Annotated in this window: 20 protein-coding genes; 7 read left to right on the forward strand and 13 right to left on the reverse strand. The window is 70.4% G+C overall.

Features of this window, described 5'->3' with window-relative positions; all coding sequences use genetic code 11:
* Positions 1 to 262: 262 nt before the first annotated feature.
* From A6A29_RS38730 to A6A29_RS38785, 12 genes are all read right to left on the reverse strand, one after another.
* On the reverse strand, positions 263 to 1,198 hold the full coding sequence (locus A6A29_RS38730) for a TerC family protein (protein WP_073728012.1): 936 nt from the start codon (positions 1,196 to 1,198) through the stop codon (positions 263 to 265).
* 121 nt (positions 1,199 to 1,319) lie between these two features.
* A complete protein-coding gene (locus A6A29_RS38735; protein ID WP_073728014.1) occupies positions 1,320 to 2,723 on the reverse strand; it encodes a phosphoribosyltransferase family protein in 1,404 nt (467 codons plus the stop codon).
* Between the two features lie 101 nt (positions 2,724 to 2,824).
* A complete protein-coding gene (locus A6A29_RS38740) occupies positions 2,825 to 3,664 on the reverse strand; it encodes an enoyl-CoA hydratase/isomerase family protein (RefSeq protein WP_073728016.1) in 840 nt (279 codons plus the stop codon).
* On the reverse strand, positions 3,661 to 4,791 hold the full coding sequence (locus A6A29_RS38745) for a cytochrome P450 (RefSeq protein ID WP_073728176.1): 1,131 nt from the start codon (positions 4,789 to 4,791) through the stop codon (positions 3,661 to 3,663). The genes A6A29_RS38740 and A6A29_RS38745 overlap by 4 nt, the downstream gene beginning before the upstream one ends.
* 444 nt (positions 4,792 to 5,235) lie before the next feature.
* Complete coding sequence (locus A6A29_RS38750) at positions 5,236 to 6,639, reverse strand: cytochrome P450 (protein ID WP_079183201.1); 1,404 nt, start codon at positions 6,637 to 6,639, stop codon at positions 5,236 to 5,238.
* A 61-nt stretch (positions 6,640 to 6,700) separates the two neighbouring features.
* Positions 6,701 to 7,291, reverse strand: coding sequence for a GTP-binding protein (locus tag A6A29_RS38755; RefSeq protein WP_073728020.1), 591 nt, complete (start codon positions 7,289 to 7,291; stop codon positions 6,701 to 6,703).
* Complete coding sequence (locus A6A29_RS38760) at positions 7,266 to 7,640, reverse strand: DUF742 domain-containing protein (protein WP_073728022.1); 375 nt, start codon at positions 7,638 to 7,640, stop codon at positions 7,266 to 7,268. Before A6A29_RS38760 ends, A6A29_RS38755 begins: the two co-directional genes overlap by 26 nt.
* Positions 7,637 to 8,041, reverse strand: coding sequence for a roadblock/LC7 domain-containing protein (locus tag A6A29_RS38765; RefSeq protein WP_073728024.1), 405 nt, complete (start codon positions 8,039 to 8,041; stop codon positions 7,637 to 7,639). The genes A6A29_RS38760 and A6A29_RS38765 overlap by 4 nt, the downstream gene beginning before the upstream one ends.
* Positions 8,038 to 9,264 carry an ATP-binding protein gene (locus A6A29_RS38770; protein ID WP_073728026.1) on the reverse strand — a complete coding sequence of 409 codons (1,227 nt, stop codon included), beginning with the start codon at positions 9,262 to 9,264 and terminating at the stop codon, positions 8,038 to 8,040. Before A6A29_RS38770 ends, A6A29_RS38765 begins: the two co-directional genes overlap by 4 nt.
* A gap of 302 nt (positions 9,265 to 9,566) precedes the next feature.
* Entirely contained in the window at positions 9,567 to 14,447 is a 4,881-nt protein-coding gene (locus tag A6A29_RS38775) for a DNA repair ATPase (RefSeq protein ID WP_073728028.1), read from the reverse strand.
* Positions 14,448 to 14,736: 289 nt separating this feature from the next.
* Complete coding sequence (locus A6A29_RS38780; RefSeq protein ID WP_073728030.1) at positions 14,737 to 16,833, reverse strand: hypothetical protein; 2,097 nt, start codon at positions 16,831 to 16,833, stop codon at positions 14,737 to 14,739.
* An 80-nt stretch (positions 16,834 to 16,913) separates the two neighbouring features.
* Positions 16,914 to 17,537, reverse strand: a complete 624-nt coding sequence (locus tag A6A29_RS38785) for a hypothetical protein (protein WP_073728032.1) — start codon at positions 17,535 to 17,537, stop codon at positions 16,914 to 16,916.
* Positions 17,538 to 18,150: 613 nt separating this feature from the next.
* Between A6A29_RS38785 and A6A29_RS38790 the strand changes: the two genes are divergently transcribed.
* The 6 genes from A6A29_RS38790 to A6A29_RS38815 all read left to right on the forward strand — a co-directional run bounded on the left by A6A29_RS38790 (position 18,151) and on the right by A6A29_RS38815 (position 24,857).
* Positions 18,151 to 19,050 (forward strand): endonuclease/exonuclease/phosphatase family protein, encoded by a 900-nt coding sequence (locus A6A29_RS38790; RefSeq protein WP_073728178.1) that lies wholly within the window; start codon positions 18,151 to 18,153, stop codon positions 19,048 to 19,050.
* 125 nt (positions 19,051 to 19,175) lie between these two features.
* Positions 19,176 to 19,973: a two-component system response regulator CseB gene (gene cseB / locus A6A29_RS38795; RefSeq protein ID WP_073728034.1), complete on the forward strand. Its 798-nt coding sequence runs from the start codon at positions 19,176 to 19,178 to the stop codon at positions 19,971 to 19,973.
* Positions 19,974 to 19,978: 5 nt separating this feature from the next.
* Complete coding sequence (locus tag A6A29_RS38800; protein WP_073728037.1) at positions 19,979 to 21,229, forward strand: sensor histidine kinase; 1,251 nt, start codon at positions 19,979 to 19,981, stop codon at positions 21,227 to 21,229.
* Between the two features lie 115 nt (positions 21,230 to 21,344).
* Positions 21,345 to 22,343, forward strand: coding sequence for a D-alanyl-D-alanine carboxypeptidase family protein (locus A6A29_RS38805; protein WP_073728039.1), 999 nt, complete (start codon positions 21,345 to 21,347; stop codon positions 22,341 to 22,343).
* A 341-nt stretch (positions 22,344 to 22,684) separates the two neighbouring features.
* Complete coding sequence (locus A6A29_RS38810) at positions 22,685 to 24,328, forward strand: hypothetical protein (protein WP_143197147.1); 1,644 nt, start codon at positions 22,685 to 22,687, stop codon at positions 24,326 to 24,328.
* Positions 24,329 to 24,455: 127 nt separating this feature from the next.
* Positions 24,456 to 24,857 carry a thiol-disulfide oxidoreductase DCC family protein gene (locus tag A6A29_RS38815; protein ID WP_073728043.1) on the forward strand — a complete coding sequence of 134 codons (402 nt, stop codon included), beginning with the start codon at positions 24,456 to 24,458 and terminating at the stop codon, positions 24,855 to 24,857.
* A 166-nt stretch (positions 24,858 to 25,023) separates the two neighbouring features.
* Here A6A29_RS38815 and A6A29_RS38820 read toward each other — a convergent pair whose 3' ends face one another.
* Complete coding sequence (locus A6A29_RS38820) at positions 25,024 to 25,389, reverse strand: type II toxin-antitoxin system CcdA family antitoxin (RefSeq protein ID WP_241838801.1); 366 nt, start codon at positions 25,387 to 25,389, stop codon at positions 25,024 to 25,026.
* 470 nt (positions 25,390 to 25,859) lie between these two features.
* Between A6A29_RS38820 and A6A29_RS38825 the strand changes: the two genes are divergently transcribed.
* The gene (locus tag A6A29_RS38825; RefSeq protein ID WP_073728045.1) at positions 25,860 to 26,459 is read left to right on the forward strand and encodes a hypothetical protein; all 600 of its coding nucleotides are present in this window, start codon (positions 25,860 to 25,862) and stop codon (positions 26,457 to 26,459) included.
* Positions 26,460 to 26,536 lie beyond the last annotated feature (77 nt).

Raw genomic sequence — 26,536 nt, forward strand, 5'->3', positions numbered from 1 at the left:
GCCCCGTGGGCTCCGCATTTGCCCGGTGATCGGCGCAGTCGGGGTTCTCGCACGGGCCGGGGCCCCAGACGGGAACGAAGATCCCGAGGGTCTTGTGTCGTTTCAGTTCGGTCGTCACGGGGTGTTTGCAGGTCGGACACATGAATGCGGCCTGCCGCTTGGTCTCACGCTCGGTGCTGGCCATTACCCCACGATAAGCCCGTCCGGGGAATGTGGAAAGTTTTTCCATTTCCTTTGTTGGCGCATGGTCCGCAGGGTCGCGCTATTTCTGGGGGTGACGCAGACTCGCCACGACCGACACCGTCAGGACCACGACGATGACCGCCAGGCTCAGCGGCGAGGGGATTTCCGGGATGGAATCATCGATCAGCTTGTGGGACGCCTGGAGGATGAGCTTGACGCCGATGAGGGCGAGGATGACGCCGAGGCCGTGGCTCAGGTAGTGGAACCGGTTCAGCAGGCCCGCGAGCAGGAAGTACAGGGCCCGAAGCCCCAGGATGGCGAAGGCGTTGCTGGTGTACACGATGAAGGTGTCGTGGCTGACCGCGAGCACCGCCGGCACGCTGTCGACGGCGAAGACCAGGTCGGCCGCCTCGATCGCGGCGACGACCGCGAGCAGCGGGGTGCCGACGCGTCTGCCGGCCTCCTTGAGGGTGAATCTCGCACCGGCGTAGTCGTCCCGGACGGGAATCACTTTGCGCAGCAGGCGCACGGCGAAACTCCTGCCCGGGTCGAAGGTCTCTTCTTCGCCCCTGAGGATTTTATAGGCGCTGTAGAAAAGGACGGCGGCGAAGACGAACAGCACGGCGGTGAATCGGCCGACGACCGCGACGCCGAGGGACAGGAATATCCCGCGAAAAACGAGTGCACCGAACACGCCGAAGAAAAGGACGCGGTGCTGGTAGGCGCGGGGCACCTTGAAATAGGCGAAGATCAGGGCGAAGACGAAAAGGTTGTCGACCGACAGGCTCTTCTCCAGCAGCCAGGCGGTGGTGTACTCCGTTCCGGCCGTCGGTCCGAGGACGAGGAAGACGACCGCGCCGAACGCGAGCGCGAGGCTCACCCACATCCCGCTCCAGAGGGCTGCTTCCTTGAAGCCGATGACATGAGCTGTCCGGTGCGCCAGGAGGTCGATCACCAGCGACACGATCACGGTCGCCGCGAACGCCCCCCACAGCCACCACGGCACGTCGAGCACGTGGGTGACCTCGCAATGATCGCGAGAGGCGGATGGGGCCTCGTTCTACGAGTGTGCACCGGGGGTCCGTGCGTCGCGCGACGGTGGGGATCGCGGCCGATACCCGCCCGCACTGTCCACGTCAGTCCCCGGTACCGCTCCCGGGCCGCGCCGACAGATGTGTGGTGAACCAGTCCCGTGCCAGCTCCGCGACCGTGTCCAGCGCACCCGGTTCCTCGAAGAGATGGGTCGCGCCGGGGACGATCTCCAGCCGGTTCTCGCACGTCAGCTCCGCTGCGGCCCGCCGGTTGAGGGCCAGCACCGTCGTGTCGTGGCCGCCCACGATCAGGAGTGTGGGCGCGCGTACGTCGCCGAGCCGCGGCCCGGCCAGGTCGGGCCGGCCGCCGCGCGAGACCACCGCGCCGATGTCCGCGTCGGCGGTCGCGGCGGCCCGCAGCGCCGCCGCGGCCCCGGTGCTCGCCCCGAAGTAGCCGATCGGGAGCGGTACGCGGTCGCGCAGCAGGCGGGTGGCCGCGGCCAGGCGCCCGGCGAGGGTCCCGATGTCGAAGACGTGTCCGCGGTCGGCCTCCTCCGCGGGGGTGAGCAGGTCGAAGAGGAGGGTGCCCAGGCCCGCCTCGTTCAGGGCCGCCGCGACGGACCGGTTGCGAGGGCTGTGGCGGCTGCTGCCCGAGCCGTGGGCGAACAGCACGACCGCCTCGGCGCCCTCCGGCAGGACGAGATCCCCGACCACCTCCAGGCCGCCCGCACCGCCTGTACCTTCCGTATCGCCCGCACCGCCTGTACCTCCCGCACCTCCCGCACCTCCCGTATCGCCCGTATCGCCCGCACCGCCCGCACCGCTCAAGTCCAGCCGGAGTTCTCCGTTCCGGGCGGGCCGGAGGCGTACGGGGTCGTCCGCCGCCCGTGCCAGCAGGGCGACGACCTCCTCGTCGGAGGTCTGGGAGAAGTCCCGGTACCACTCGCCGACCGAGGAGAACGGGTGCGGCGTGGCGAGACACACCACCTCGTCGGCCCCGGTGCGCAGCCGGGCCACCGCGTCCGGCGGTGCCACGGGGACGGCCAGCACGACGCGGGCCGCGCCCTGCGCCCGTACGACCGCGCACGCGGCCTCGGCGGTGGCACCGGTCGCGATCCCGTCGTCCACCACCACGACCGTCCGGCCGTCCAGGTCCTGCCGCGGCCGGTGTGCGCGGAACCTGCGCGCCCGCCGTACGAGCTCCGCCTCCTCGGCGCGCTCGACCGCCGCGGCGTCCTCCTCCGTGACGCCGCCGCGGCGCACGATCTCCTCGCTGATGACCCGGACGCCGCCTTCGCCGATGGCGCCGAACCCCAGCTCCCGGTGGTACGGGACACCGAGCTTGCGGACGACGATCACATCGAGCGGCGCACGCAGTGCCCGCGCCACCTCGAAGGCCACCGGGACCCCGCCGCGGGGCAGGCCCAGGACGACGGGGTGTTCGCCTTCCAGCTGCCGCAGCGCCCGAGCGAGCCGGAGCCCGGCATCCGTGCGGTCGGTGAACAGCACGGCGGTCTCACCTCCAGCGGGGAGCACGGGAGACCACGTACGTACGGCGTACGACCGTGTCCCCACCCCCGACGCAACCCCGTCAGCGGCCGTTGCGCAAGTCAGGCCCCACCGGCAGCACGCTTCAGGGTTGCCCGCACCGCCCCGGACTCCCCGCTGTCGCGGGTCCGCCGGGTCGCGGCGGCCACGGAGGCCATGAGTTCCGCGTCGAGGAAGGACGGGTCGGCCAGGCGGGTCGCGGAGGCGTAGGAGCTGAGCAGGGCCTTGGTGACGCGCAGGGCGGCCTCGGGGCGGCGGACGACGGGTTTGGCCCAGGCGGAGACGGCTTCGTCCAGGGCGTCCTCGGGCACGACGCGCTGCAGGATCGACAGGCCGTACGCCTCGGCGGCGTCGAAGGCCCGCCCGGTGAGGATGAGTTCGCGTGCGCGGGCGGCGCCGACCTCGTGGATCAGGCGCGGCAGCACCCCGCCCCAGGCGGTGGGCAGCCCGAGTGCCAGCTCCGGCAGCCGGAATCCGGCGGTGTCGGCCCCGACCCGCAGGTCGCAGGCGAGGGCGAGCGCCAGCCCGGCGCCGATGGCCTTGCCCTGTACCCGGGCGATGGTGACGGCCCGGTTGCCGGAGATCGCCTCGCAGACCCGGCGGGCCTTGTCCCCGGCGAGCCGGATGCCCCGCCCGGTCGGGTCCTCCTCCAGCCAGTCGGCGAACTCGTTCCGGTCCCCGCCGAGGCAGAAGTCGTCCCCGGCACCGCTCAGCACCAGCACCCGGACATCGGGGTCCGGTACAGCCAGGACGTCCAGCAGATCGTCCAGCAGCGCCTCGGTGACCGCGTTGCCCGTGGCGGGGCTGTTCAGCTCCACGCGCAGGACGGGGCCCTCGCGAACGGTGCGTACCGTGCCGGGCCGGCCGTAGGGGGTCAGGAAGTCGGGCAGGGAGAGCTTCATATCGCCACGCCCATCGAGGTCACGCGCCGGAAGACCATCCGGGACGCGTAACTGGGCGGCGCGCAGACGCGCAGGGCCGGGAAGCGCTCCAGGAGAGCGGTCAGGAGCGTACGGGCTTCCAGGCGGGCGAGGGCCGCGCCCAGGCAGTAGTGCACGCCGCCGCCGAAGGTGAGGTGGCTGCCGCCCCGCAGGACGTCGAAGTCGTCCGGGTTCGCGTTGCGCCGGGGGTCGTGGTTGGCGGCCCCGTACATGACGTGGACCATGCTGTCCTTCGCGATCGGGACCCCGGCCAGGACGGTGTCCTCGGCGGCGATGCGGCTGTTGATGTGTATGGGCGGGTCGTACCGCAGGACCTCGTCCACCGCGGAGTCGATGTGTTCGGGGTGCTCCCCGAGCCAGGCCCAGCGGCCGGGTTCGCCGAGCAGCAGGTTCACCATGGCGGACAGCAGCGTCGCGGTGGTCTCCAGCGAGGCGATGGTGACGAACATGGTGAGGCGGTAGAGGATCTCGTCCGCCGCCTCCCGGTCGGGTTCGAGCCCGTCCCAGGTGTGGATCCAGCCGGTCAGCACGTCATCGGCGGGAGCGGCGCGGCGTCGCGCGACCAGGCCGGTGAAGTACGCCCGCAGCCGCACGGTCGCCTCGGCGGACACGGCGAGCTGGCTCTTGGTGGGCAGCAGTTCCTGGGCGTGCACCTGGTTGTGGGTGATCTCCAGGATGTGGGGGTGGTCCTCGGGCGGGATGCCCAGCCAGGAGCCGATGGTGCTGATCGGGAGCTGTTCGCTGACGGTGCTGACGAGGTCGGCCTCGCCCCACTGGAGCTTGTCCGCCAGTTCGTCCAGGAGGCGGTCGACGTGCTCCTGAACGACCGGGGCCAGCCGGTCGATGGTCGAACGGTCGAAGAGGTTGCCGAGGGTGCGGCGCTGGCAGGTGTGCGCGGGGGCGTTGAGGCGGGAGAGGGTCTTGGTCATCTCCCGCGTGGCGATCGCGTCCCAGCGCCCGGTGCCGTCCTGGCGTTCCTGCCACGCGAAGTCGGGCGTCAGCCAGTTCCGGCCGCGCAGCACCTCGCTGCACGCGTCGAAACCGGTGACGAAGTAGCCGTTCCACGGAGCGCGTACGACATCCCCCATGGCCCTCAGTTCACCCAGGAGCGGGTAGGGGTCCGCCTGTCCTTCCGGGGAGTTCAGGCGGCGGAGGAGCGAGATCAGGGCGCGACGGTCGACAGGCGGCGTGGCTATGCCACTCACAGTGCTCACGCAGAGTTCCTTGACCTAGGCTCCGGGTTACGGCCAGAACCTACCCCTCCGCATATCGCCGCCAAGCATCGATCCTTGTTGCCCCCGTCACATGCAAAAGTCGTGAATGCCCTTTGTCATAGGCGAATTGCCCTATGCGGAATCACCTGGGGAGTGGCGCCCGCACTCATTCGCGTACACCCGGACTCATCTGCGCACTCGCCGGGCCGCCCCCACGGGCTTTCGCCGGTACGTGGACTCCGCGTACGTATACGCGGAGTCACCATCCGTATTCCTCCGGAACGCTCCGGCGGGCATCCGCCGGTCCTTTCCGCACACTCACACGCGGAAGACGTCGAGGAAGGAACTCCACCATCCCTTCGACTTCTTCTGCGCGTGCGCGGCGTGGTGGTGCGGGGCGGCGGCGGGGGAAGCCGGCCCGGCCGGCTGCGCCGTCGGCGCGGCCGGCGTGCGAACCGCCGTGCCGCTGCCGCGCGCGGGAGTCGGGCTGAATCGCACCGGCAGGGCGACCAGGGCCCGGTGGAACGGTCCCGGCCGCCATTCGACGCCCGAGGGGTGCACGGCCAGGGCGAGGTCCGGCACGGTGTTGAGGATCTTCTCGATGGCGGTGAGGGCGATCAGCTGGGCGGGCGACTTGGCCGGGCAGACGTGGGGACCCGCGCCCCAGGCCAGGTGGGCGCCCTTGCTCAGGGTCTGGCGCGCGTCGGTGAGCGCGGGGTCGCTGTTCGCGGCGGCGAAACTGATCAGGACGGGGGTGCCCGCCCTCAGCGTCACGCCGTCCAGCTCGATGTCCTGGACCGGGTAGTGCGTCGCGTAGTTGGCGATCGGCGGGTTGTTCCACAGCACATCGTCCAGCGCGTCCTCGACCAGCATCCCGGAACCCCGCCGCTCCGAGCCGGGGCCGGCGGTGTCACCGGCCAGCAGGAGCAGCAGCGCGTTGGCGATCAGATTGCGCTCCGGCTCGACGCCCGCGCCCATCAGCATGACGAGCTGGTCCTTCAGCTCCTCGTCGCGCAGGCCCGCCGGGTGCTGGATGAGCCAGGAGGTGATGTCCTCGCCGGGCTGGCGGCGCTTGAGCGCGACGAGTTCCATCAGGCATTCCGTCAGCTCGTCGTTGGCGCGCAGGACGTCCTCGCCGTCGAAGATGGCGGACATGCTGCGGGTCAGCCGGTCGCCGATGTCGCCGGGGCAGCCGAAGAGCTGGTTGAACAGCAGCAGCGGCAGCAGCTTGGCGTACTCGCCCAGCAGGTCGGCGCTGCCGCGCTCGATGAACTGGTCGATGAGGTAGTCACCGATGCGCTCGACATCCCGGCTCAGCCGGCTGAAGTTGAGACGCCCCAGGCTCTCGGTCACCGCCTTGCGCAGCCGCAGATGCTCGGCGCCGTCCGTGAACAGGCAGTTGGGCCGGTACGCCATCATCGGCAGCACCGGCGAGTCGAGCGGTACGCGGCCCTCCCGCAACGCGGTCCACCGGCGCGAGTCGCGGGCGAAGAGGGCCGGGTTCTGCAGGACCCGGAGCGCGGCCTCGTGCTGCACGACGAGCGTGGCCTCCACCCCGGGGGCCAGCTCGATCGGCGAGGCGGGCCCGTTCGCCCGGAACGCGTCGTACACACGGTGCGGATCGGACGCGAACTCCGGCCCGTAGAGGGAGGTCTGGCGCTCCTCGTGCATCGGGCACCCAGCGGGGGCGCTGTACGGGGTGGCTCCCGGCTGAGAGTCCATGTGTGATTCCTCGGTGTGATCGCGGGGCTCCGAGAGCCCCGGGCTTCGGGGGGAACGGGGGTCAGGCCACGTGCGCGAGAAGGTGCTGTACGAGGGTGATCAGTGCCTGGGCCGACGATCTCTGGTCCCGGGCGTCGCAGTACACGACCGGGGTGTCGGGCAGCAGATCGAGAGCCTCGCGCAGCTCCTCCTCGGCGTGCTGGGATTGCGCGTCGAAGCTGTTGACCGCGACCGCGTACTCCAGCCCGTACGTCTCGACCAGGTCGATGACGGGGAAGGTGTCGGCGAGCCGGGCCGGGTCGACGAGGAGCAGTGCGCCGAGCGAGCCCCGCGCCATGTCCTCCCACAGTTCGACGAAGCGCTGCTGGCCGGGCGTGCCGAACAGGTACAGCACCAGCTCGTCGCTCAGCGTCAGCCGGCCGAAGTCCAGCGCGACCGTGGTGGTCTTCTTGTCGGGTGCGCCCCGGAGATCGTCGATGTGCGCCCCGGCCTGCGTCATCCGCTCCTCGGTGCGCAGCGGGGTGATCTCGGAGAGGGTGCCGATGAGCGTCGTCTTGCCCACGGCGAAGTGCCCGACGACGAGGATCTTCGCCGCACGCTGCACCGCGTCCGGCACATAGATGCTCTCAGCCGAACCGGACCTGGAGTCCATGCAACACCTCTTCGAGGATCTTCCTGTCAACGAGTTGGGCCGGCGGCGGGGCTTTGCGGCGGAGGAGATGCCCCTGTTCCGCTAAATCCTTCAGCAGCAGGCGCGCCACTCCGACGGGCAGTTCCAGGTGCCCCGCCACCTCGGCCACCGACAGATAGCCGCCGGAACAGAGCTCCCAGATCGCCCGGACCTCGGGGCTCGGGCTCGGCGGGGGCTGCCGGTCGGGGGCGAGCGTGACCAGGGTGACGAGGGAGAGATCGTCCGCGGCGGGCAGCCCCCGCCCGCCGGTGATGACATAGGACCGGACGAACCCGCTGCTGACCTGCTGCTCCTCGCCCGGCGCCGTCATACGTCGCTTCCCGCGTTCTGGCGGGGAGGAGTGGTCATCGCCTTCCCCAGCGCGGTGACCTGCTGCTGCATGCGGAAGGACATGGCCTCCATGTCCACATCGGCCGCGGCGGTCGCCGCGAGGTAGGCGCCGGTGCCCGCGGCGATCAGGAAGATCCAGCCGTCCTCGTACTCCAGGAGCGTCTGCCGCCACCGGCCGGGGGAACGGGTGCCGATGAAGGGGGCGACGGCCCGGCTGAGCGACTGCATGGAGCTCATGGCCGCGGCGACGGTCTCCGCGTCGTCCCGGCCGATCTCACTGGAGTTGGCCAGCAACAGGCCGTCGGCGGAGACGAGGATCGCGTGGCGTGCACCGGGTACCTGGAGCACATCGTTCAGTACCCACGACAGATCGGGGTTCACTGGATCTCGGGTCCTTCCATCGTCGTCATGTCACGCCCGGACCGTGTTCCGCGCTGGAACGCACCCAGACGCGAAGCGGTCTCCTCGTTGCTGCGTGCCGGCCCGGCGTCGGCCGACGGCACCGCTGACACGGGGCTCTTGCGGCGGCGCTTGGGCAGCCCACCGGCGGTGGTGACCGGAGCCGCGGACTGCGCGGCGTGGTCCGGCAGGGCCGTGGCCGGCGGGAACAATGGCGTGGGCGGCGGTGTGGGAGCCTCGCGCCGCGAGAACTCCGAGGGGGCCGCGTCGTAGCGGTCGGCGGCCACGGGGGCCGGGGGTACTTCGCTGGTGAGAAGCTCGTCGGGCAGAAGAACCACCGCGCGTACGCCTCCATAGGGGGAAACGGAGTCCACCGAGATCCGGAACCCGTAGCGGGCGGCCAGCAGGCCGGAGACGGCGAATCCGAACTGCGGCGGGATACCCAGGCTGGAGACGCTGATCGCCGCACGGGGTGAGAGGAGAGCCGCCGCGCGGTCCTTCTCCTCCTGGCCCATGCCGAGTCCGGCGTCGTCCACGATCAGGCAGACGCCCGTCGGCACGGCCTGGATGTTGATCTCCACCGGGGTACCGGGGGCGGAGTAGTTGGTGGCGTTGGCCAGCAGCTCGGCGAGGACCACGGCCACCGGCTCCACGGCCTTGCTGACGACCGAGAAGTTCACCTGCCCGTTGATCCGCACCCGGTCGAACTGCCGGATGCGCCCCTGCGCGCTGCGGGCCACGTCGAAGACGGAGGCGACGGTCTCGCGGCGTCCGAGCCAGCCGCCGCAGAGCACGGCGATGCCCTGGGCGCGGCGGCCGAACTGGCTGTTGGCGTGGTCGATGGCCATCAGGTCGGCGAGGATCCCGGGATCGTCGCCGTACTTGTGCTGGGCCTTCTCAAGGACCACCTGCTGCTCGTCCGCGAGCCCCTGCAGGGTGCGTACCGCCGCCTTGAGGACGGCCTTGGTCTCCTCCTCGGCGTCCTTGCGGACCTCGGAGAGCTCCGAGGCGTGCCGGTGGAGCAGACCGTTGTGCGAGACATGGAGCTCGTCGCGCTGCCGCAGCAGCGTGTCGCGTTCTCCTTGGAGTTCGGAGTGGTGTCTGCGCAGTCTGATGTTGGTCGTGCGAGCCCGCAGCACGGCACCCACAGCGACCAGTGCGACGACAGCAAGTGCCCAGATGACGGGGCCCTGCGGAAAGGTCATGAGACTCACTTCAAGTGCCATGGCTGGAAGACGGTGTGACGCTCCCTCATGTGAGGCACCGTCAGGACTTGGTCGAGTCCCGGGTGCTCCCGCTTCGGGAGGCCCCTCCGAACGTGGGGCCGAGGAATTCATCCCTCCCGGAATGCCCCCATACGCCATCAGCCCACTGGAAGTAAGATGATCTTACCATCGGGGTGTCGGCTAATTGTCAAGAAGCCCACGCCAGTTGATTTCCATGCGGAATGTTCACACGGGGCCCGACAAGGCCGACAACGCGGACAGAGCCGATTTCCTATGGGGAATCACGGGGAATCGGGGCCATCGGCGCCGCCGTATCCACGGGGACCGCCGGACCGGACGATGGCCGACTCGACGGCGGCGATCCGGTCGGCCAGCAGTCCGAGCGCGGCGACGGCGCGGGTGACCGGCTCGTCCTCGGGGCCGCCGAGCGCGCGGGCGCGTACCTGTGCGGCCTTGACGGCGGCCCAGCGCGCGGACTGCTCCGGCGTGAGGGCGGACCGCAGCTCGGCGAGCTTGAGGAGATTGGCCTCGGCGCCGGTGGTGAGGGTCTGGGCCTCGCCGGTGTAGTGGTCCTCGATGACCGCGGCGAGTTCGGCGTCGTTCATCACGGGGTCGATGCGTGCGGCGATCCTGTTCATGTTGCGGTAGGAGCCCTGGAGCTGGAACGGCGGCTCGGTGCGCGCGGCGTCGGGCTGCCCGGCGGAGGCGATATAGGCCGCGTTGACCGCCAGGACGGCCGACCGTGCGGTGAGCAGGTGCCGCAGCACGGCGAGGACGCGCTCCCGCTCGGCGGGGGCGTAGGGGTGGACGAGCCGGTCGGCGCGGGCGGTGGGGTCGCCCTCCGCGAGGCGTACGAGCAGGTCGAGATCGGCGCGCTCCCGCCCGGCGAGCGGGGCGAGGACGGGGTGGGAGGTGAGGGCGTTCTCGATGAAGCTGAACGCGAAGGCGTCCTCCTTCCCGGTGAGGACATCGCCGAGATTCCAGACATCGGCCCGGTTGGCGAGCATGTCGGGAATGCGGAAACGCCGGCCCGCCTCGGTGTAGGGATTGCCCGCCATGCAGACGGCGAAGCGCTTGCCGCGCAGGTCGTACGTGCGGCTCCCACCGTCGCGGACACCTTCCATCCGGCGGGTGGTGTCGCACAACGAGACGAACTTCTGGAGGAGTTCGGGCGAGGTGTGCTGGATGTCGTCCAGATGGAGCAGGGTGTTGCTGCCGGTCTCCAGCGCGAAGTTGATCTTCTCGACCTCCCGGCGGGCGGTGGCGTTGGGCGCCTCGGCGGGGTCGAGCGAGGTCACGGCGTGCCCGAGAGCCGGGCCGCTGACCGTGACCAGGACCAGGCCCAGCCGGTCGGCGACGTACTCCATGAGCGTCGTCTTGCCGTAGCCGGGCGGCGAGATGAGCAGCAGCAGGCCGTGCGTGTCGGTCCTGCGGGTGTCGCCGGTGGTGCCGAGCTGCTTGGCGAGACTGTCGCCGATGAGGGGGAGGAAGACCTCGTCCAGGAGGCGGTTGCGGACGAAGGAGGACATGACCCGGGGGCGGTACGCGTCGAGGCGCAGCCGGGCCCGCTCGGCGGCGACGAGCGCGGTGCGCCGCCGCTGGTAGTCGCGGAACCCTTCCGCCACCCGGGTGCTGAAGTCCCGCCCCCGTGCGAGCACTTCGTCGATACGGAGGGTGAGCCGGCGGCCGGTGACGCGGGGGTGGGTGCCGAGGAGCCCCTCGACCGTCTCGGACAGCGGGGCGTGGACCTCGTACCGGTCGAGAGCGGGGCAGAGTTCTACGGCCACGGCCTCCGCGAGTTCGCCGGGTCCGGAGGGTTCGCCGGGTCCGTTGGCCTCGCCCGTCGTGGCGGTGAACGAGGTCAGCCAGGCCTCGACCAGCTGGCGGCGGTCGGCCAGGGAGTCCAGCCGCACCAGATCCTCGTCATAGGCGGCGGTGCCCGCCGCGCGGCGGAACGCGGCGAGCAGGGTGCGGGTGGCCGGACTCGTGACGAAGCCCTCCGGACCGCTGGTCAGCTCCTCGAAGAGGTACTCGGCGGCGAGCTCCCTGCCGGGACCGCCCATGGCGGTGGCCAGCTCGGCCCGCAGACCGGCGATCGCCGGGGCGGCGCCGAAGACGGCCCGTGCGCGGGCCAGCGACGTCATGCGGCGCACCCATGTCGAGCGGTCCTGCCCGGTCGTTCCGTGCGCCCAGAACAGCTGGGCCTCGGCGCGCACCGAGGGCGGGTAGCGCAGCAGCCCCGCACCGTCGTGCAGGCGCAGCAGGGCACGGAGGAGGGCGGTCGCGTCATGGTCGTGGACACCCCGCTCGTACCCCTCGTCGTAGGCGGCCTCGGCGGCGCTCCGTACGAGGGCGGGAAGGTCGGCGTCGGCCAGGGCCGCGGCACCGTGTGCGGTGAGCAGGCGTACGGCGAGGTGTTCGGCGCGGTAGACGTCGGCGTTCTCCGACGGCAGCGACTGCTCCCAGTACGGGCGGGTGGCCGCGAAGTCCGGGTCGGTGACGGGGGAGCGGTAGTCGGTACCGGTGAGGGCGAAGGCGAGGCCGTCGTCCTGCGGGACCAGGGTGAGTTCCAGAGGCTGGGTGTTCACCGCGAACCGGTGCCGGCCCAGCCGGACGGTCCGGCCGCCGTCCGCGTACAGCTCGGTGCGGTCGCGCAGCGCGCGGGCGGCCTCCTGCCGGGCCGCCTTGAGCCGGCCGTCGAGCTCTTCGGCCCGCACGTCCTCGCCGAGTCCGCGCAGCTCGTCGGCGGTGCGGCGGATCCGGGCGGCCATGGGGTCGGAGGCGAAGTAGGTGCTGACCGCGTCGGGGTCGGCCAGGGTCGCCGCCCGGCGGGCGATGGTCTCCAGGACGCGGGTGGCCGAGTCCGCCAGACGTTCGGCGCGGCGGGCGCGGGCGTCCTGGAGCGTCTGCTTGCGGGCCGAGAACGCCTCGTACACCTCGGTCCGCCTGGTGCCCAGTTCGGCGAGGAAGGCATCGGAGTCCGCGAACCGGGACTCCAGGTTCTCCAGCTGGAGGAGGAGGCCTGCCAGCTGTTCGTCGCACGACTCCGGAGTGTCCGCGGCGGCGAGTGCGCCGGTGACGGCCTGACCGAGCAGGGCGAACTCGGCGGCGAACTCGGCCCGGCCCTCGTGGACGCGGAGCTCGCGGCGGCGGGCGTCGAGGATGGCGCGGGACCGGTTGACGCCCGCGAGTACCTCGGCGATCCGCTCCAGGACGGACGTACGCAGGGTGGCGTCCCCGATGTCGAGTCCGGCCACGACCTCGGTGACGGTCCGGAGCCCCTCGGTCCGCTCGTCCAGCCGGGCGGCGATCGGCTCGGCCTCGGCGACGGTACGTATGATCCCGGCGGCCTCGGTGAGCTGCTCGACGTCGTCGTGGTAATCGCTGAAGGCGTCCTTCCGCTCCAGGAACGCGATGGCGCGCCGGGCGAAGGACACGATGTCCGTGTCGATACCGGCGGCCAGCGCGTCGATGCGCCCGGTGTCCGCGTGACGCATCTCCTTGAGCGTGAGCAAGTGCCCCTGCGCACGGCGCAGTTCGGTCAGCCGGTCCACCCATTCACCGGCCCCGCCGGGTACCTCCCCGCGGGCGCGGCGTACCAGCGAGGCGATCCGGTCGGCGGATTCCCCCAGCGCGTCGGCGGCCCGGCGGGTCAGGGTCCGCACGGTCTCGAACTCCGACAGCACCTGCTCGGCCGTGGCCCGCACCTCGTCCAGCGGCGTTCCCAGGTCACCGGCCTCCGGGTCGCCGAGCCAGTGGTAGCGGTCCCCGGCCCGGACGCAGGCGGCGACGAGTGTCTCGTACACGCCGCTGGTGGGCTCGGTCTCGAACACGCCGCGGGCGATCGAGAGGCAGTCGGAGATGCCGCGCACCAGGTCCGCGTTTCCGATGCGGGACAACGCCCCGGAGCCGGTGGCCCGCCCGGCGGCATAGGTGTCGGAGACGTACGAGGAGTGCCACCGCTGGAGGGGGTGCACCCGGGACGGTTCGTCGGAACCGGTGCGCAGCACCATGAGCGTGCCGTCGTCGAAGAGCGCGTGGCCGTGGCAGGAGATCGGGGTGGCGACCGCCTTGCGGATGACGTTGTACGGGAGGAGGAGACCGCGCCCGGTCACCGGGGCGTGGAACGCGTACAGCACGTCCTCGCCGTTCGGTGAGCGCACCACCCGCTCGAACTCCATGCCCTCGGTTCCGGTGCCGGTGTCGAAGGTCTTCGCCTCGCCGGAGGTGAGGTAGTAGCCGCCGGGGAAGACGATTCCCTGGTCCTCGGGGAGCCGTCGGCACGCCCGGCCGATGCCGTCGAGGCGCGTGACGGTCCCGGTGACGCCGTTGAAGACGAGGTGGCGCCGTGTCTCCTCCTTGTACGGGCGGACGCGCAGCAGGACCAGCGGTCCCACCCTCGCGTACGCGATCTCGGCGTCGGCGAGCGACTGCAGGGGTTCGTCGACCGGCTCGGAGTGGATCCCCTCGCCGGTCTCGGTGTCGTCCTCGGTCTTCACGGTGAGGGTGCCGCCGACAGCGGCGACGAACACCTCGCCGTCGATGGACACGTGGGGGTGACGGCCCAGGACGTGATCCTCGCGGGTGGTGGCGGTCCACTCGACGTCGTGCGACGGGGGGAAGACATGGTCGCGCTCTCCCCGGGCGTCCAGGAAGGCGGTTCCGCCGTCCGCGTCCAGGGCCCAGCGCAGGACGCGGATGTCGTCGCTCTTCTCCCCCGTCCGGAAGACGGCAAGGAGTCTGCCGTCGACCCGCCGGAGCCGGAGGAGCCGGGCCTCGCGGTAGTAGCGGTACAGGTCGGCGAATTCCCGCAGGAAGGCGGGATCGTCGAGAAGGCCGGGGACGGCGTCCTCGGGGAGCGGTTCCAGATCACGGTCGTGCAGGGCGAGGACATCGCCCACGGCCGTTCCGGGCCTGAGGCCGGGCAGGGTGTTGTAGCCGAACAGCAGCCGGTCCCCGACGGCCACGATGTCGCGGGGTACGCCGAGCTGTTCGGTGCGCAGGTGCTCGGTGCCCGCCAGGGTCAGCTCGGTGGAGCCGAACTCCTCGGTGCGGCGGGCGTTGAGCGCCTCGGCCCGGCGGGCCAGTTCGCCGGCCTGTGCGCCGAGCCGGTCCCGCAGCACCTCGTAGGTGCCCGCGTCCATGGGGGACGTGCTGGTCATGGTGATGGCTCCCTGCGGATACGTACGGTGTCGGCGGTGCTCGGCGGTGCTCGGCGGTGCTCGGCGGTGCTCGGCGGTGCGTGGTGGTGCGTGGTGGTGCGTGGTGGTGCTTGGCGGTGCGTGGTGGTGCTTGGCGGTGCTTGGCGGTGCTTGGCGGTGCGGTTTCCTGGCCGGGGGGTGTGGGTGCCGGCCGGAGCGGTGCGGGTGTCGTCCTGAGCGGCGTGGGTGCCGGCCGGAGCGGTCGCACGGATCGCTCTTCGCGCGACCGCTCCGGCCGTGGTCGTGGTGGTCAGACCTTGGTCGTCCCGGCCCCGTCGAGGCCGGCCCCCAGCTCCGCCAACGGAATGTCCGCGAGGCCCAACTGACCCGCCTTGTCGAGGAGTTCGCGCAACTGCCCGGACTGGGCGCCGCCCGACTTCATCAGCTTCATCAGCAGGGCCGACACCGTCAGGTTCCGTACATCCGCGGTGGACACGGAGCCCAGGACGCGGGTCACGTCCTCGGTGAAGTCGGACGTACCGTCCAGCCAGTTCCTTCCCAGCGCCTGCGCGGTGTCGGAGTGCTGGACGAAGGCGTCGACCCCCTTGCCGAGCGAGATGGAGGAGACCAGCCGGTCGAAGAAGACGGACTCGCCGCCGACGATGTTGATGTCGGCGCTCTCCAGACCGGTGGCGATCATCGTGGCCTGCGCCTCGGCGACATGGCGCTGCGTGTCGAGCCCGGCCAGCCGGATCTCCTTCTCCGCCGCCAGCCGCAGCCGGTACTCCTCGTGACCGCGCGAAGCCTCGTCCAGCGCCGCCATCGCCGCGGCCTTCTCGGTCAGCCCCGCCGCCTCGGCCTTCAGCTTCTCGCCGATCACCGCCGCGTCCGCCGTCGCCTGCGCCAAGGTGCCCTCCGCGACCGCCAGGGCCTTGAGCCTGGCCCCTTCCGCCTCCGCCCGCAGCCGGGCGGACGTGGCCTCGGCCTCCGCGCGGCCCGCCTTCTCGATCACGTCGGCCTCCTTCTCCCGCACCTGCACCGCGGCGAGACCGGCCGCCGCCGCCTCGGCCTGGTTGCCCTCGGCCAGCCGCAGCTTGGCCCGGGAGTCGAGCTCGGCCGCCTTGACCCGCGCCTCGGCGAGGGTGATCTCCTCGGCGGCCCGGTGCACGGCCGCGGCCTCCGCGGCCTCCGCCGCCTTGATGTCCTTGACCAGCAGCTCCTGGGCCTCGGCCTCGGCGGCGATGACGATCGCCTGACGGTTGCGCTCGGCCTCCTCCACGGCCCGCAGCCGCTTGATCGACTCCTCCTGCTCGGCGACCGTACGGTCCACCGCGACCCGCTCCCGGATCACCTCGGCGATGTCCCGGCGCTCCGCCTCGACCTCCTTCTCGGCGGAGATGCGGCTGAGCTGCGTCTCCCGCTCCCGGGCGATGACCTCCAGGAGGCGGTCCTTCTCGATGCGCTCGCTCTCGATCGCGATGACCCGCTCACGGTTCTTCTCGGCGACCGCGACCTCACGGGCCTGGTTCTCGCGCTGGATGCCGAGCTGCTCCTCGGTCTTGAGGAAGGCGGCCTGCGAACGGAGCCGCTGCTCCTCCTGGACCTGTGCGGTCTCGGCCTCCTCGCGAGCACGGACGGTCTCGATCTCACGGTGCTGCTTGATCTCGGCATCGGCCTGACGCCGCTCCAGCTCCAGGATGGCCTCGCGGGCATCGACGTTCTGCCGCGTGATCTCCTTCTCCTCCGTGCGCTGGAACTCGTTGGTGCGCACATGCTCGATCGCCGTCAGTTCGGTGATCTTGCGGATGCCCTGGGCGTCGAGGATGTTGGTGGCGTCCAACTGCTGGAGCGGAGTCTGCTCCAGGTAGTCGATGGCCGCGTCCTCCAGGCTGTACCCGTTCAGGTCGGTGCCGATGACCTGGATGATCCGGTCCCTGAACTCGTCGCGCTTGGTGTAGAGATCGGTGAAGTCGAGCTGCTTGCCGACGGTCTTGAGCGCCTCGGAGAACTTGGCGTTGAACAGCTCCTGCAGCGTCTCCTTGTCGCTCGCCCGTGCCGTGCCGATGGCCTGGGCGACCTTGATGACGTCCTCGACGGTCTTGTTGACGCGCACGAAGAACGAGATCCGGATGTCGGCACGGATGTTGTCCCGGCAGATCAGCCCGTCCCGCCCGGTCCGGCTGATGTCGATGGCCTTGACCGAGATGTCCATGATCTCGGCCTTGTGCAGAACGGGCAGCACGACCTGCCCGGTGAAGGTGACGTCGACCTTCCGCATCTTCGAGACGATCAGCGCCTTGCCCTGCTCGACCTTCCGGAAGAGCCGGCTGACGACGAAGAGCAGAGCGACCGCGATGAGCAGGACAACGGCGATGAGCACGCCGATGCCCAAGGAGATGGCATCCATGGTGAAGTCCTTGCGATGAAGGTACGGCGAAGGCCGCCGAAAGTGGGATGAAGTGCGGACCGGGCGTGAGCTCGTGCGGCTCAGGTGGCGGTGCGTGGATCGAGCGCCGCGTCGAAGGGCGCGACCCAGAAGAACTCGCCGTCGTCGTCGTACGCGTACAACAGCCCGGTACTGCCGCGCGTCAGTGCGGCCGCGAGGTCCTTGTCGAGGCGGCGGACCTGGACGACGGCGGTGGAACCGTCCGCCGCGGCGACCTCGGCCTGACCGAATCCGGCGTCCACCCGCCCCGTGCGGATGGTGCAGGTCAACCCGATGAAGTCGGACCGGGACGGCCCGGGTTCCTCGGGGAAGAGCGAGGCCAGGGGGCGTACGAGCAGCCGGGTGACCCACCACGGGAGAAGCAGCGAGGCGGCCAGGACTCCTACGGCGAGTGCGGCACGGGCCGGCCCCTCGGCTCCGGCGCGATGCAGCGCCAGGGTCCCGGCCAGGGCGGTGAACCAGGCGGTTCCGGTCAGCAGCGACACCCCGACCGTGACCGGCACACCGTCGGCGATGCCCAGCGCGCCGCCCGGCACGTCCCCGTCGAAGCTGTCGTGCTCGGCGGCACCGAACAGGACCAGCAGCCAGAAGGCGACGACCACGACGAGAGCCGCGCTGAACAGCGAAGCGGGAAATCCGAACGCGGCATCAAGGAATTCCCCCACTGTTCCGCCCCCCAGTCCGTGATCACCCGACGTCGGGGGCGCGGTGTCCCCGACGGGACGCGGGGTCGTCCCCGCCCGGAAGCCGTTTCCGAGTTCCGGCAGCGGGGCGGTGCCTCGCGCTCCCCGCCGCCATCCTGGCAAAGGGGCGCGAGCGTTCGCATTGCCGGAAAGCGGCAATCTTTACGCGTTCTTGATGCCGGATCCTGTCGGCGGCGGAATGGCCGCGTTCCTCCCGTTCCGGCGCCGTGGCGCAGGGGCGCGGGACGGGGGACCACGGGGGGCTTCCGAGCGCGGGGCCCGGAGCCGGGGGCGTGGGGCGTGGCGCCGATACCCACCTGATACACAGCCGTGCGGTGCCCGAAGCGCGGCCCTGACCGTCCGGAAGTGCGCCTGGCGGAGGCTGTGCGGGTACCCGACCTTCGGTGTACGAGAAGGCTGGGAGGCACATGCCGTGCTGAGTTCTCCGGAGGTTTCCCCACCCAACACCGATGCGGCGCCCACCACCCGCGCGGAGCCCACCACCGACGCCGAACCCGTCCCCGGTGCCGAGCCCACCACCGATGCGGAGCCCGGCGCGCCGCGCCGTTCCCTCACCGGCGGCCGTCGCGACGGTCTGCTGCTCGCCGCCGCCGCCCTGCTCTGCGCGGCGCTGATGGCGGCGCACGCCCGGATCCCGAACGGGATCGGCAACCTCGGCAGCCTCTTCCAGACGCTGCTGCCCTGGACGGTCCTGAGTGTGCCGGTCCTGCTCGTGCTGGCGGCCCTGTGCCGCTCCCGGCTCGCCGCCGCGGCGGCACTCGTACCCGCCGTGGTGTGGGTGACGCTCTTCGGCGGTGCCCTCACCGACAAGCGCTCCGGGGGCGGCGACCTGACGGTGGTCAGCCACAACGTGGACGAGGGGAACACCGACCCGGTGGGGACCGCCCGGACACTCGCCGACGCGGACGCGGACGTGGTGGCGCTGGAAGAACTGTCGGAGGAGGCCGCGCGGGTCTATGAGCGCGAGCTGGCCACCGCCTACCCGCACCACGCGGTGATCGGCGGTGTCGGCCTGTGGAGCAAGCACCCGCTCAAGGATGTGGAGGCGGTGCCGATCATGCCGTGGACCCGCGCGATACGGGCCACCGCGCAGACGCCGAAGGGGCCCGTCGCCGTCTACGCGGCCCACCTCGCATCGGTACGCGTCCAGCCGGCCGCCGGTTTCACCACGGCCCGCCGCAACGAGGCGGCCCGGGAGCTGGCCGCCGCGATACGGGCGGAGCCCTCGCCCCGCACCGTGGTGGTGGGCGACTTCAACGGCACGTACCAGGACAGCGCGCTGGCCCCGGTGACCTTGCAGCTGCGTTCGGCGCAGCGGGAGTCCGGGGACGGCTTCGGCTTCACCTGGCCGGCGGCGTTCCCGGTGGTCCGTATCGACGACATCCTGGTGAAGGGGATGACGCCGCTCTCCTCCTGGAACCTGCCCGCCACCGGCAGCGACCACCTCCCCGTAGCGGCGTCCCTGCGGCTGTGACCGGCCCGGCCCCGGCTCTCCCCCCGGGCCCGGCACCACCCCGCGCCGCGCCTGGTGCCGGCCCTGCCCCGGGCCCGGCACCACCCCGCGCCCGGACTGCCGACTGACTACGATGCGAGCGACGAATGTCCCAGAACGGCCAGGTAGGTGGAGTGTCGGAAGCCCGGGTCCCGGACCCAGTCAGCGTGCTCGTCGTCGAGGACGACGCGACCATCCGCCGTGCCGTCCAACTCGCCCTGCGGCGTTACGGCTACGAGGTCGCGGTGGCCGCCGACGGCCTCAGCGGCCTGGAGGCGTTCCGCGCGGGCGGACACGACCTGCTGATCCTCGATGTGATGCTGCCCGAGCTCGACGGGATCGGCCTGTGCTACCGGATCCGCGAGTCGAGCCTGGTCCCGGTCCTGATGATGTCCGCACGCGGTGACGCCCTCGACGTGGTCGCGGGCCTGGAGGCGGGCGCCGACGACTATGTGATCAAGCCCGTCGACACCGGCGTCCTGGTCGCCCGTATCCGCGCCCTGCTGCGCCGCGCCACCTTCGAGCAGCCCGCCGGAGGACCGGCCCAGTCCACCACCGGGACCGCCTCCACGGCCTCGCCCGCCGCCGGAAGCGCCGGCCGAGCCCCTGACAGCGACGGACTGCTGGTCTTCGGAGACCTGAGCGTGGACACCCTCGGCATGGAGGTGCGCCGGGCCGGGCGGATCGTCCCGCTGACCCCCACCGAACTGCGTCTGCTGCTGGAGTTCGCCGCCGCCCCCGGCGCGGTACTCGACCGTCGCCGCCTGCTGCGCGAGGTATGGGACTACGGCTGGGAGGGCGACACCCGCGTCGTGGACCTGTGTGTGCTGCGCCTGCGCAAGAAGATCGGCAGCGCCCGGATCGAGACCGTCCGCGGCTTCGGCTACAAACTCGTCCGCGGCTGAGCGCCGTGCGCTTCGTGAACCCCCTCGCCCTGCGCTGGAAGATCGCCGCGCTGACCGCCGCCGCCTGCTGCGCGGTCGCGGCCGTGATCGGCTTCCTCGTCCACGACGCGACCCGCGACCGGGGGATGAAGGTGGGGCAGGAGCGGGTCACCGCAGCCCTGTCCGCGGCGGAACGGGAGTACGCGCGGACGGGAAAGAGGCCGCCCAGCGCCGACATCATGCTCCCGGACCAACTGCCCGAGCCGCTGGCGCGGGCCCTGGCCGAGGACACGAGGAGGGGCGGGGCCTACGGCATCTGGTACGACGTCAAGAGCCCCAACTGGTACTGGATGTGGGGGGTCGTGGCCGTCGGGGACCAGATGCTGGTCGTACGGACGGACATGAGCTCCGAGGTTCGCGGCCTCCAGCTCCTGGACCGCAGCATTTTTACGTCCGTACTCGCCGCACTCGCCGTCGTCGTCCCGCTCGCCGCCCTGGCCACCGAGCCGATCAACCGCCGTCTGCGCCACGGCGCCCGCACTGCCCGCGTGATCGCCGACGGCGACCTCGACGCCCGCATCGGCCGCACCGGACGGGCCCGCGACGAGATCACCGAGATGTCGGCGGCCGTCGACGGGATGGCCGAGGCCCTGCAACGCAGACTGGAGAACGAGCAGCGCTTCACCGCCGACGTCGCGCACGAACTGCGCACCCCGCTGATGGGACTGGTCACCGCGGCCGGACTGCTCCCGGAGGACGACGAGGCGACCGAGCTGGTACGGGACCGGGTGCGGGCGCTGCACGCGCTGATCGAGGACCTGTTGGAGATCTCCCGCCTCGACGCGGGTGCCGAACGGGCCCGTCCCGACGCGGTGCCGCTGGGCGAACTGGTCGTCGACGTGGTGCGGCGCACGGGGACGGACACCCACGTCACCGCCGGGGATGCCACGGTGGTGGAGACCGACCCGCGCCGGGTGGAGCGGGTCGTGGTCAACCTCGTCACCAACGCCCACCGCCACGGAGCCGGTCCCGTCGAGGTCACCGTCACCGGCGCGCGGATCGTGGTGCGCGACCACGGGCCGGGCTTCCCCGCCGCACTCCTCGACCAGGGCCCGCAGCGTTTCCGTACCGGAGCGAGCGAGCGGGGATACGGGCACGGGCTCGGGCTGACCGTCGCGCAGGGGCAGGCAGGCGTCCTCGGGGCCCGGCTGACCTTCGCGAACTCCCCGGACGGAGGCGCGGTCGCGACCCTCGACCTGGCCCCCGGAACGGCCTGAAACGGAACCGATACGCAGTCTCGCGGCGGCGGAAACGGCGTCGCACCGGTCCGGAAGAACAGCTCCTCGAAGGTGATGAGTGTGTGCAAACCGCACACGTCCCCTGGAGGTGCCCATGCTCGCCGCCCGCTCCGGCTTCCGCTGCTCCGTCCTCGTACCGCTGTCCGCCGCCGTCGTCCTCGCGACCGGCGCGGGCACCTGGTACGCACTGGCCGGTGACGTCCTGTCCCACCCCGCCGGGTCCACCACTGCCGCCGCGGCCGCTGTTCCGCCGGTCGCTCCCGCGGCGAAGGCCATGGACCTGCCCTGGCCGGCCGAGGGCCAGTCGAGCGTGGAGGTCGAGGGGATCGGCAGCCTCGGTACGAGGGGTGGGCGGACGCCGGTCCCGATAGCCAGCGTCACCAAGGTCATGACCGCCTACGTGATCCTGAAGAACCACCCGATGCGGGCCGACGCCCCCGGCGCGAAGCTGGTCGCCGACCAACGGTCCGCGGACGAGTCGTACTCGTCCGTGGAGACGACGGCCCCGGTGCTGGCCGGGCGCGCGTACACCCAACGCCAGCTGCTGGAACTGATGATGGTGCCCTCCGGCAACAACGTCGCCCGCCTGCTGGCCCGTTGGGACGCGCGGGACGAGGAGGCATTCGTCAGGAAGATGAACAAGGCCGCCGCCGCGCTGGGCATGAACCGCACCACCTACACGGGGGTGACCGGCATGGAGGCCAGTACGAAGAGCACGGCGACCGACCAACTGAAGCTGGCCCGGGCCGCCATGAAGGACCCGGCCTTCCGCCAGATCGTGGCCACCCCCACGGTCACGGCCCCCGGCATCGGCGTAGAGATCCCCAACACCAACAAACTCCTCGGCGAGGACGGGGTCATCGGCCTGAAGACAGGCTCCTCCACCCCGGCGGGCGGCAACCTCATGTGGGCCACCACCCAGGAGATCGACGGCACCCCCCGCCTGATCCTCGGCGTGGTCCTGCACCAGCGCGCCAACACGACCCCCACCGAGGGCAGCACCGCGGCCCAGGAAGCCAGCCGCACCCTGATCACCGCGATCCGGTCCAAGCTCCCGGCAGCCCTCGCCGGGACGGCCGTGTCTCCCTCCTGACTCCGACCACGCAAGGGGGCGCCGCACCGAGGGCCTGACGACGGCCGGCACCGGGGCCGGACAACGAACCGGGCCTCTCCGAACGCGGTCGACCGCATTGCCTTCCGGATACCTTCGCGCGACGGTGGTTTTGCTGTGAACCTGTTGGACGGCCGAATTGCCCAAGCAGCGTGCGCGCCTCACGCGCTCGCGCCGCCGCCCATGCCAGCCTCGTCCTACCGCGGTGGTTTCACCTGCGCGCCGATCTCGTCAGCAACCGAAGTCCCAGGGCCGTCCCGTCATTGGCGCCGGTCAGGAGATTACGGGACAGCCCATGGCCCCAATGATCTGTGGTGGTTCGTATGATTGACCTTTACGCGATTGGTTCTCGGAATCCAGGCACCGATCCCACCTGGGCCACTATTGATATCCAGGGCGCTGTGAGCCAACAGTCCATCGGGACGGCGAAGGACCTGGCGGGACTGACCTACAATCCGGCGACGCGGCTTTACTACACGGTGGCACCGACCGATCCGGAAGGTCCGCGCCTTTGCAGCCTGAGCACAGGGGGAACACTGCAGAGCGTGGCTGCGGTCGGTCCGGGATTGAACGGCGGGATCGCCTACCGCGGCCCGGAGAACTGCTTCTACGCGGTCTCGAACGACTCCGACGGAATCGCCAGACTTCATCGGATGACGATGAGCGGCGAGGACACCGTACTGTTCGTGCTCGCCGTCGGTGTGGTCCATGGACTGACCTACGTTCAGGGGAGCGACACCTTCTACGCATTGGTCACGCTCGACAACTTCACCTGGTTCTACTCCATCAAGCTGAACGGAGTCGTGACCCGGCTCTTCGGTGCTGGACTGCGCGTCTTCGGCGGTCTGTGCCATTCGCCGTCGGAAGACCTCTTCTATTTCGCGGCAAACCAGACCGACGGCTTTTCCCGACTGTGGACACTCGCGCTCAACGGCAGCGTCGTCGACCGGATGGGTCTCGGATACAGGTTCAACCACGCCGGGATCAGTATGTCCCCGTGGTTCGGCGGGTCGATGAACATCAAGAGTCCACTTGAGGGAGAGCGTTTCGTCAGCGGAGAGAAAACTCCGCTCGATGCGAACATCCTCAACACGACCGGGCCGTCCTGGAACAGCGACGGCATCACATGGGAGTCGAATCGTGACGGCCCGCTCGGCACGGGCAGCCCGACCGCCACGCTGTCACCGGGAACCCATGTGATCACCGCTTCGAAGGAGCGCCTGAAACGGAGCGTCAACGTCCGTGTATTCGCCGATCTATGGGCGCTGTACCGGGCGGCACCGGCGCAGGCGGAGATCGATCGGGTGCTCGGCGACTTCGCGTTCGAATGGGTGGACGGCGCAGCCGGTGATCCGACCCGGCAGTGGGCGTCGTACCCCGGCTATCCGTTCGACCAGACCTCCGCGAACCCGTCGCGGACCGCCGTCATCTGCAAGCTCGACGCGCTCCGGCATCAGCGGTTCCTCCAGCCACTCCCCTTCGGGACGGCCGAGTCCGCCTACGAACACGTACGGCTGAATACCCACACCGTGCGCGTCTCGCTGGGTGACGCGGTCAACATGGCAGGCGGTGGCGTGATCAACCTCAATCGCACGTTTGCGTTGTGGTCGAACAATCCGTCGCAGCCGACCGTGGTCACTCCGTACGTCCACTCGTTGTACCTGTTCAACCACGAGAGCCGTCACAACGAGCCGGGCGATCCCCTTCATGCCTCGTGCGCCACCGCGTGGACGGGCGCCCCCGGCATTCCGAACGGCATGGACGCGCAGTTCGACCCCGGCAGCGGCTATGCGCGCGCCGCGCTCTACCTCATGTGGGTCTACAAGTACGGCCGCTACGACCCCGCGTCGATCCGCACGGAGGCGAAGGACGTCGCGGTGTCCCTCAAGGACCGTTTCTGCGCGCACCCCACGAGCACGAACCCACTCGTACGGGCGCTGCTCACCGAACTGTGGAACGCCACGTAAGTACGTGGTGCGACGGCGCCCTCACCATGGCCGGCGCGGGCCCTGGACGGCTACGGCCGTCGGCCGACGTCGATGAGCTCGACAGGGGGCCTCGGTGCGGGGGAGCCCGTTCAGGCAGGATGGGCCCATGCCGAATCGATCTGTTCTGGTCTACGACGGTGACTGTGCCTTCTGTACGACCTCGGTGAACTACCTCATGCGGCGGCTGCGTCCGAACTGCACCGTCACACCGTGGCAGTTCGCGAACCTGGAAGCTCTTGGCGTCACCCAGGAGCGAGCCGAACACGAGCTGCTGTACATCGTCCCTTCCGGCAGGGTGTACGGCGGCGCGCAGGCCGTCGCCAAGCTCTTGCTGAGCGCCGGCGGTGTCTGGGCCTGGCCGGGCGGCCTGCTCACCCTGCCCCCGGTGCGCTGGATCGCCCACGGTGTCTACCGGCTCATCGCCACCAACCGCGACCGTCTGCCCGGCGGCTCACCGGCCTGCGCCTTGCCGGCGGACCGCAGGCCCGGCGCAGAGCCCAGGGGCTGAGGACAACCGCGCACGAGGGACAGCGGGACCGCTCCGCTTCGCCGCCGTCCCTGTCCCGGACCCGGCGGTACGTATCACGCGGCATGAGAAAGGTCGTGGTGGTCGAATGCGCTCTGAGCTGGTGATGCGTAGCGGTGGATGCGCTCTGGCGCAGGGGGCTTGTGGGTCAGAGAGGGATGATCCGGACCTGGCCGCCGCAGAGTTTTGCCATGTCGTCGCTGTCTGATGTCAGCAGTGCGACCGGTTTCGGCTGAGTCCAGGACGATGGTCTCGATGCGCCCACTCGTGCGGCGTTCGCGTCCTTGGAGGGGGCGGCGGTACCGAAGATCTTCGAGCGGGCCTCGGCCAGTTCCTCGTCGCTGAACCGGCCGTGCTCTTCTTCAGGACGTCGCAGATCGTCGCCGAGCAGCTGGTGCCGGATCTGGCGGGCCACCGCTTCCGCGACGTAGCCGGACACGTTGTCCGTGAGCTTACGGAGCTCCGCCACCTGGTCGCTGGGCAGCGTGACGGTAATGCGAGTCGTTGAGGACATGCATCGAGCATGCCGGAGTATGCGTGGATGTTCATATGCGCGCTCCTGGGCGTCACCCCTGGGGGGTGACGCCGGGAGGTCCGGCTCATCTGCCTTCCGGAATGTGCGGCGGGGTGAGCTTCGGCAGCAGTGGCGGAGGGCCGGCGTGAATCGCCCGGTCATCATCGCTGAACTCTGCACCGGTGGTTCGCTGCCGCCGTCATGTTGCTGAAAACAGAAATCCCACTCGATTTTGATTCGGTGTGAACCTGGGGCACGGTGAATGTGCACTTTCCCTTGCGTCGCCCCTGGCTCGCTCGGGTTTATCCGGTGATGCGCGAGGTATTGTCCGATGCGCTCCGGGTGGTGATTTCCCGCCGGGTTGACCGGTGTCATGGCGGGCGCCAAGTCATGCGTAATGAGAAGTGGTTGACCCTTTTCGTGGTAGAGTATTAATGAATTCACAGGACGCCGCGATAAAGGGGAATGGCGTGAATACCGAGAAGGTTACGGCTCGACGTCTTACGGCCGAAGAGGTTTCAGGCTTGGGCCTCCAGGACGGCATCTTCGTCTCGGCAGGGATGGATGGCCTTCCTCTCGACTGCTACGCACCGGCCTTCCTTACGGAGCCGGGCAAGAATTTTGAGGGAGGGTCCTTCGCTGCGAGGACGGTCTTCGGCGAGGAGATTCACGTCCTCCCGGACAATGCTGAAGAGGGCGGGATCTGGATCGCCGACAAGGCGGGGGAGGAAATCGAGGTTCTCCAGACCGCCGGCGTCCTCCTGAACCTCGCGCTCTTCGTGCCCAGCGGGAACATGGAATCCCTGGAGTCGCTCTACTCCGCCGCGCGGGACGCGTTCGGTGCGGGGGTCGTTCAGCGCTGGAGCGAGGAAGTCGTCGCGGTGCCGGACGTCAAGGTCGACCTGTACGAGGAGCCGGCCCGGGGGCGGAAGAACACGAACAACCAGAACCGCGACCGCCGCGCCCTGGACATCTACCCGACCCGAGTGCGGTTCCTGGAGCCCAGCGAGGGCTGGAAGTTCGTTGTCGAACCGCACAAGGAGATCGTCGACGAGACACCGACGATCTGACCTGACCTGACCCGACCTGATGGCAGGTTAGCTCGATCCTTCGCCGGGAGCCCGTCAGCTTGCTGACGGGCTCTTCT

This window comes from Streptomyces sp. TSRI0281, from assembly GCF_001905125.1.
GTDB lineage: Bacteria > Actinomycetota > Actinomycetes > Streptomycetales > Streptomycetaceae > Streptomyces.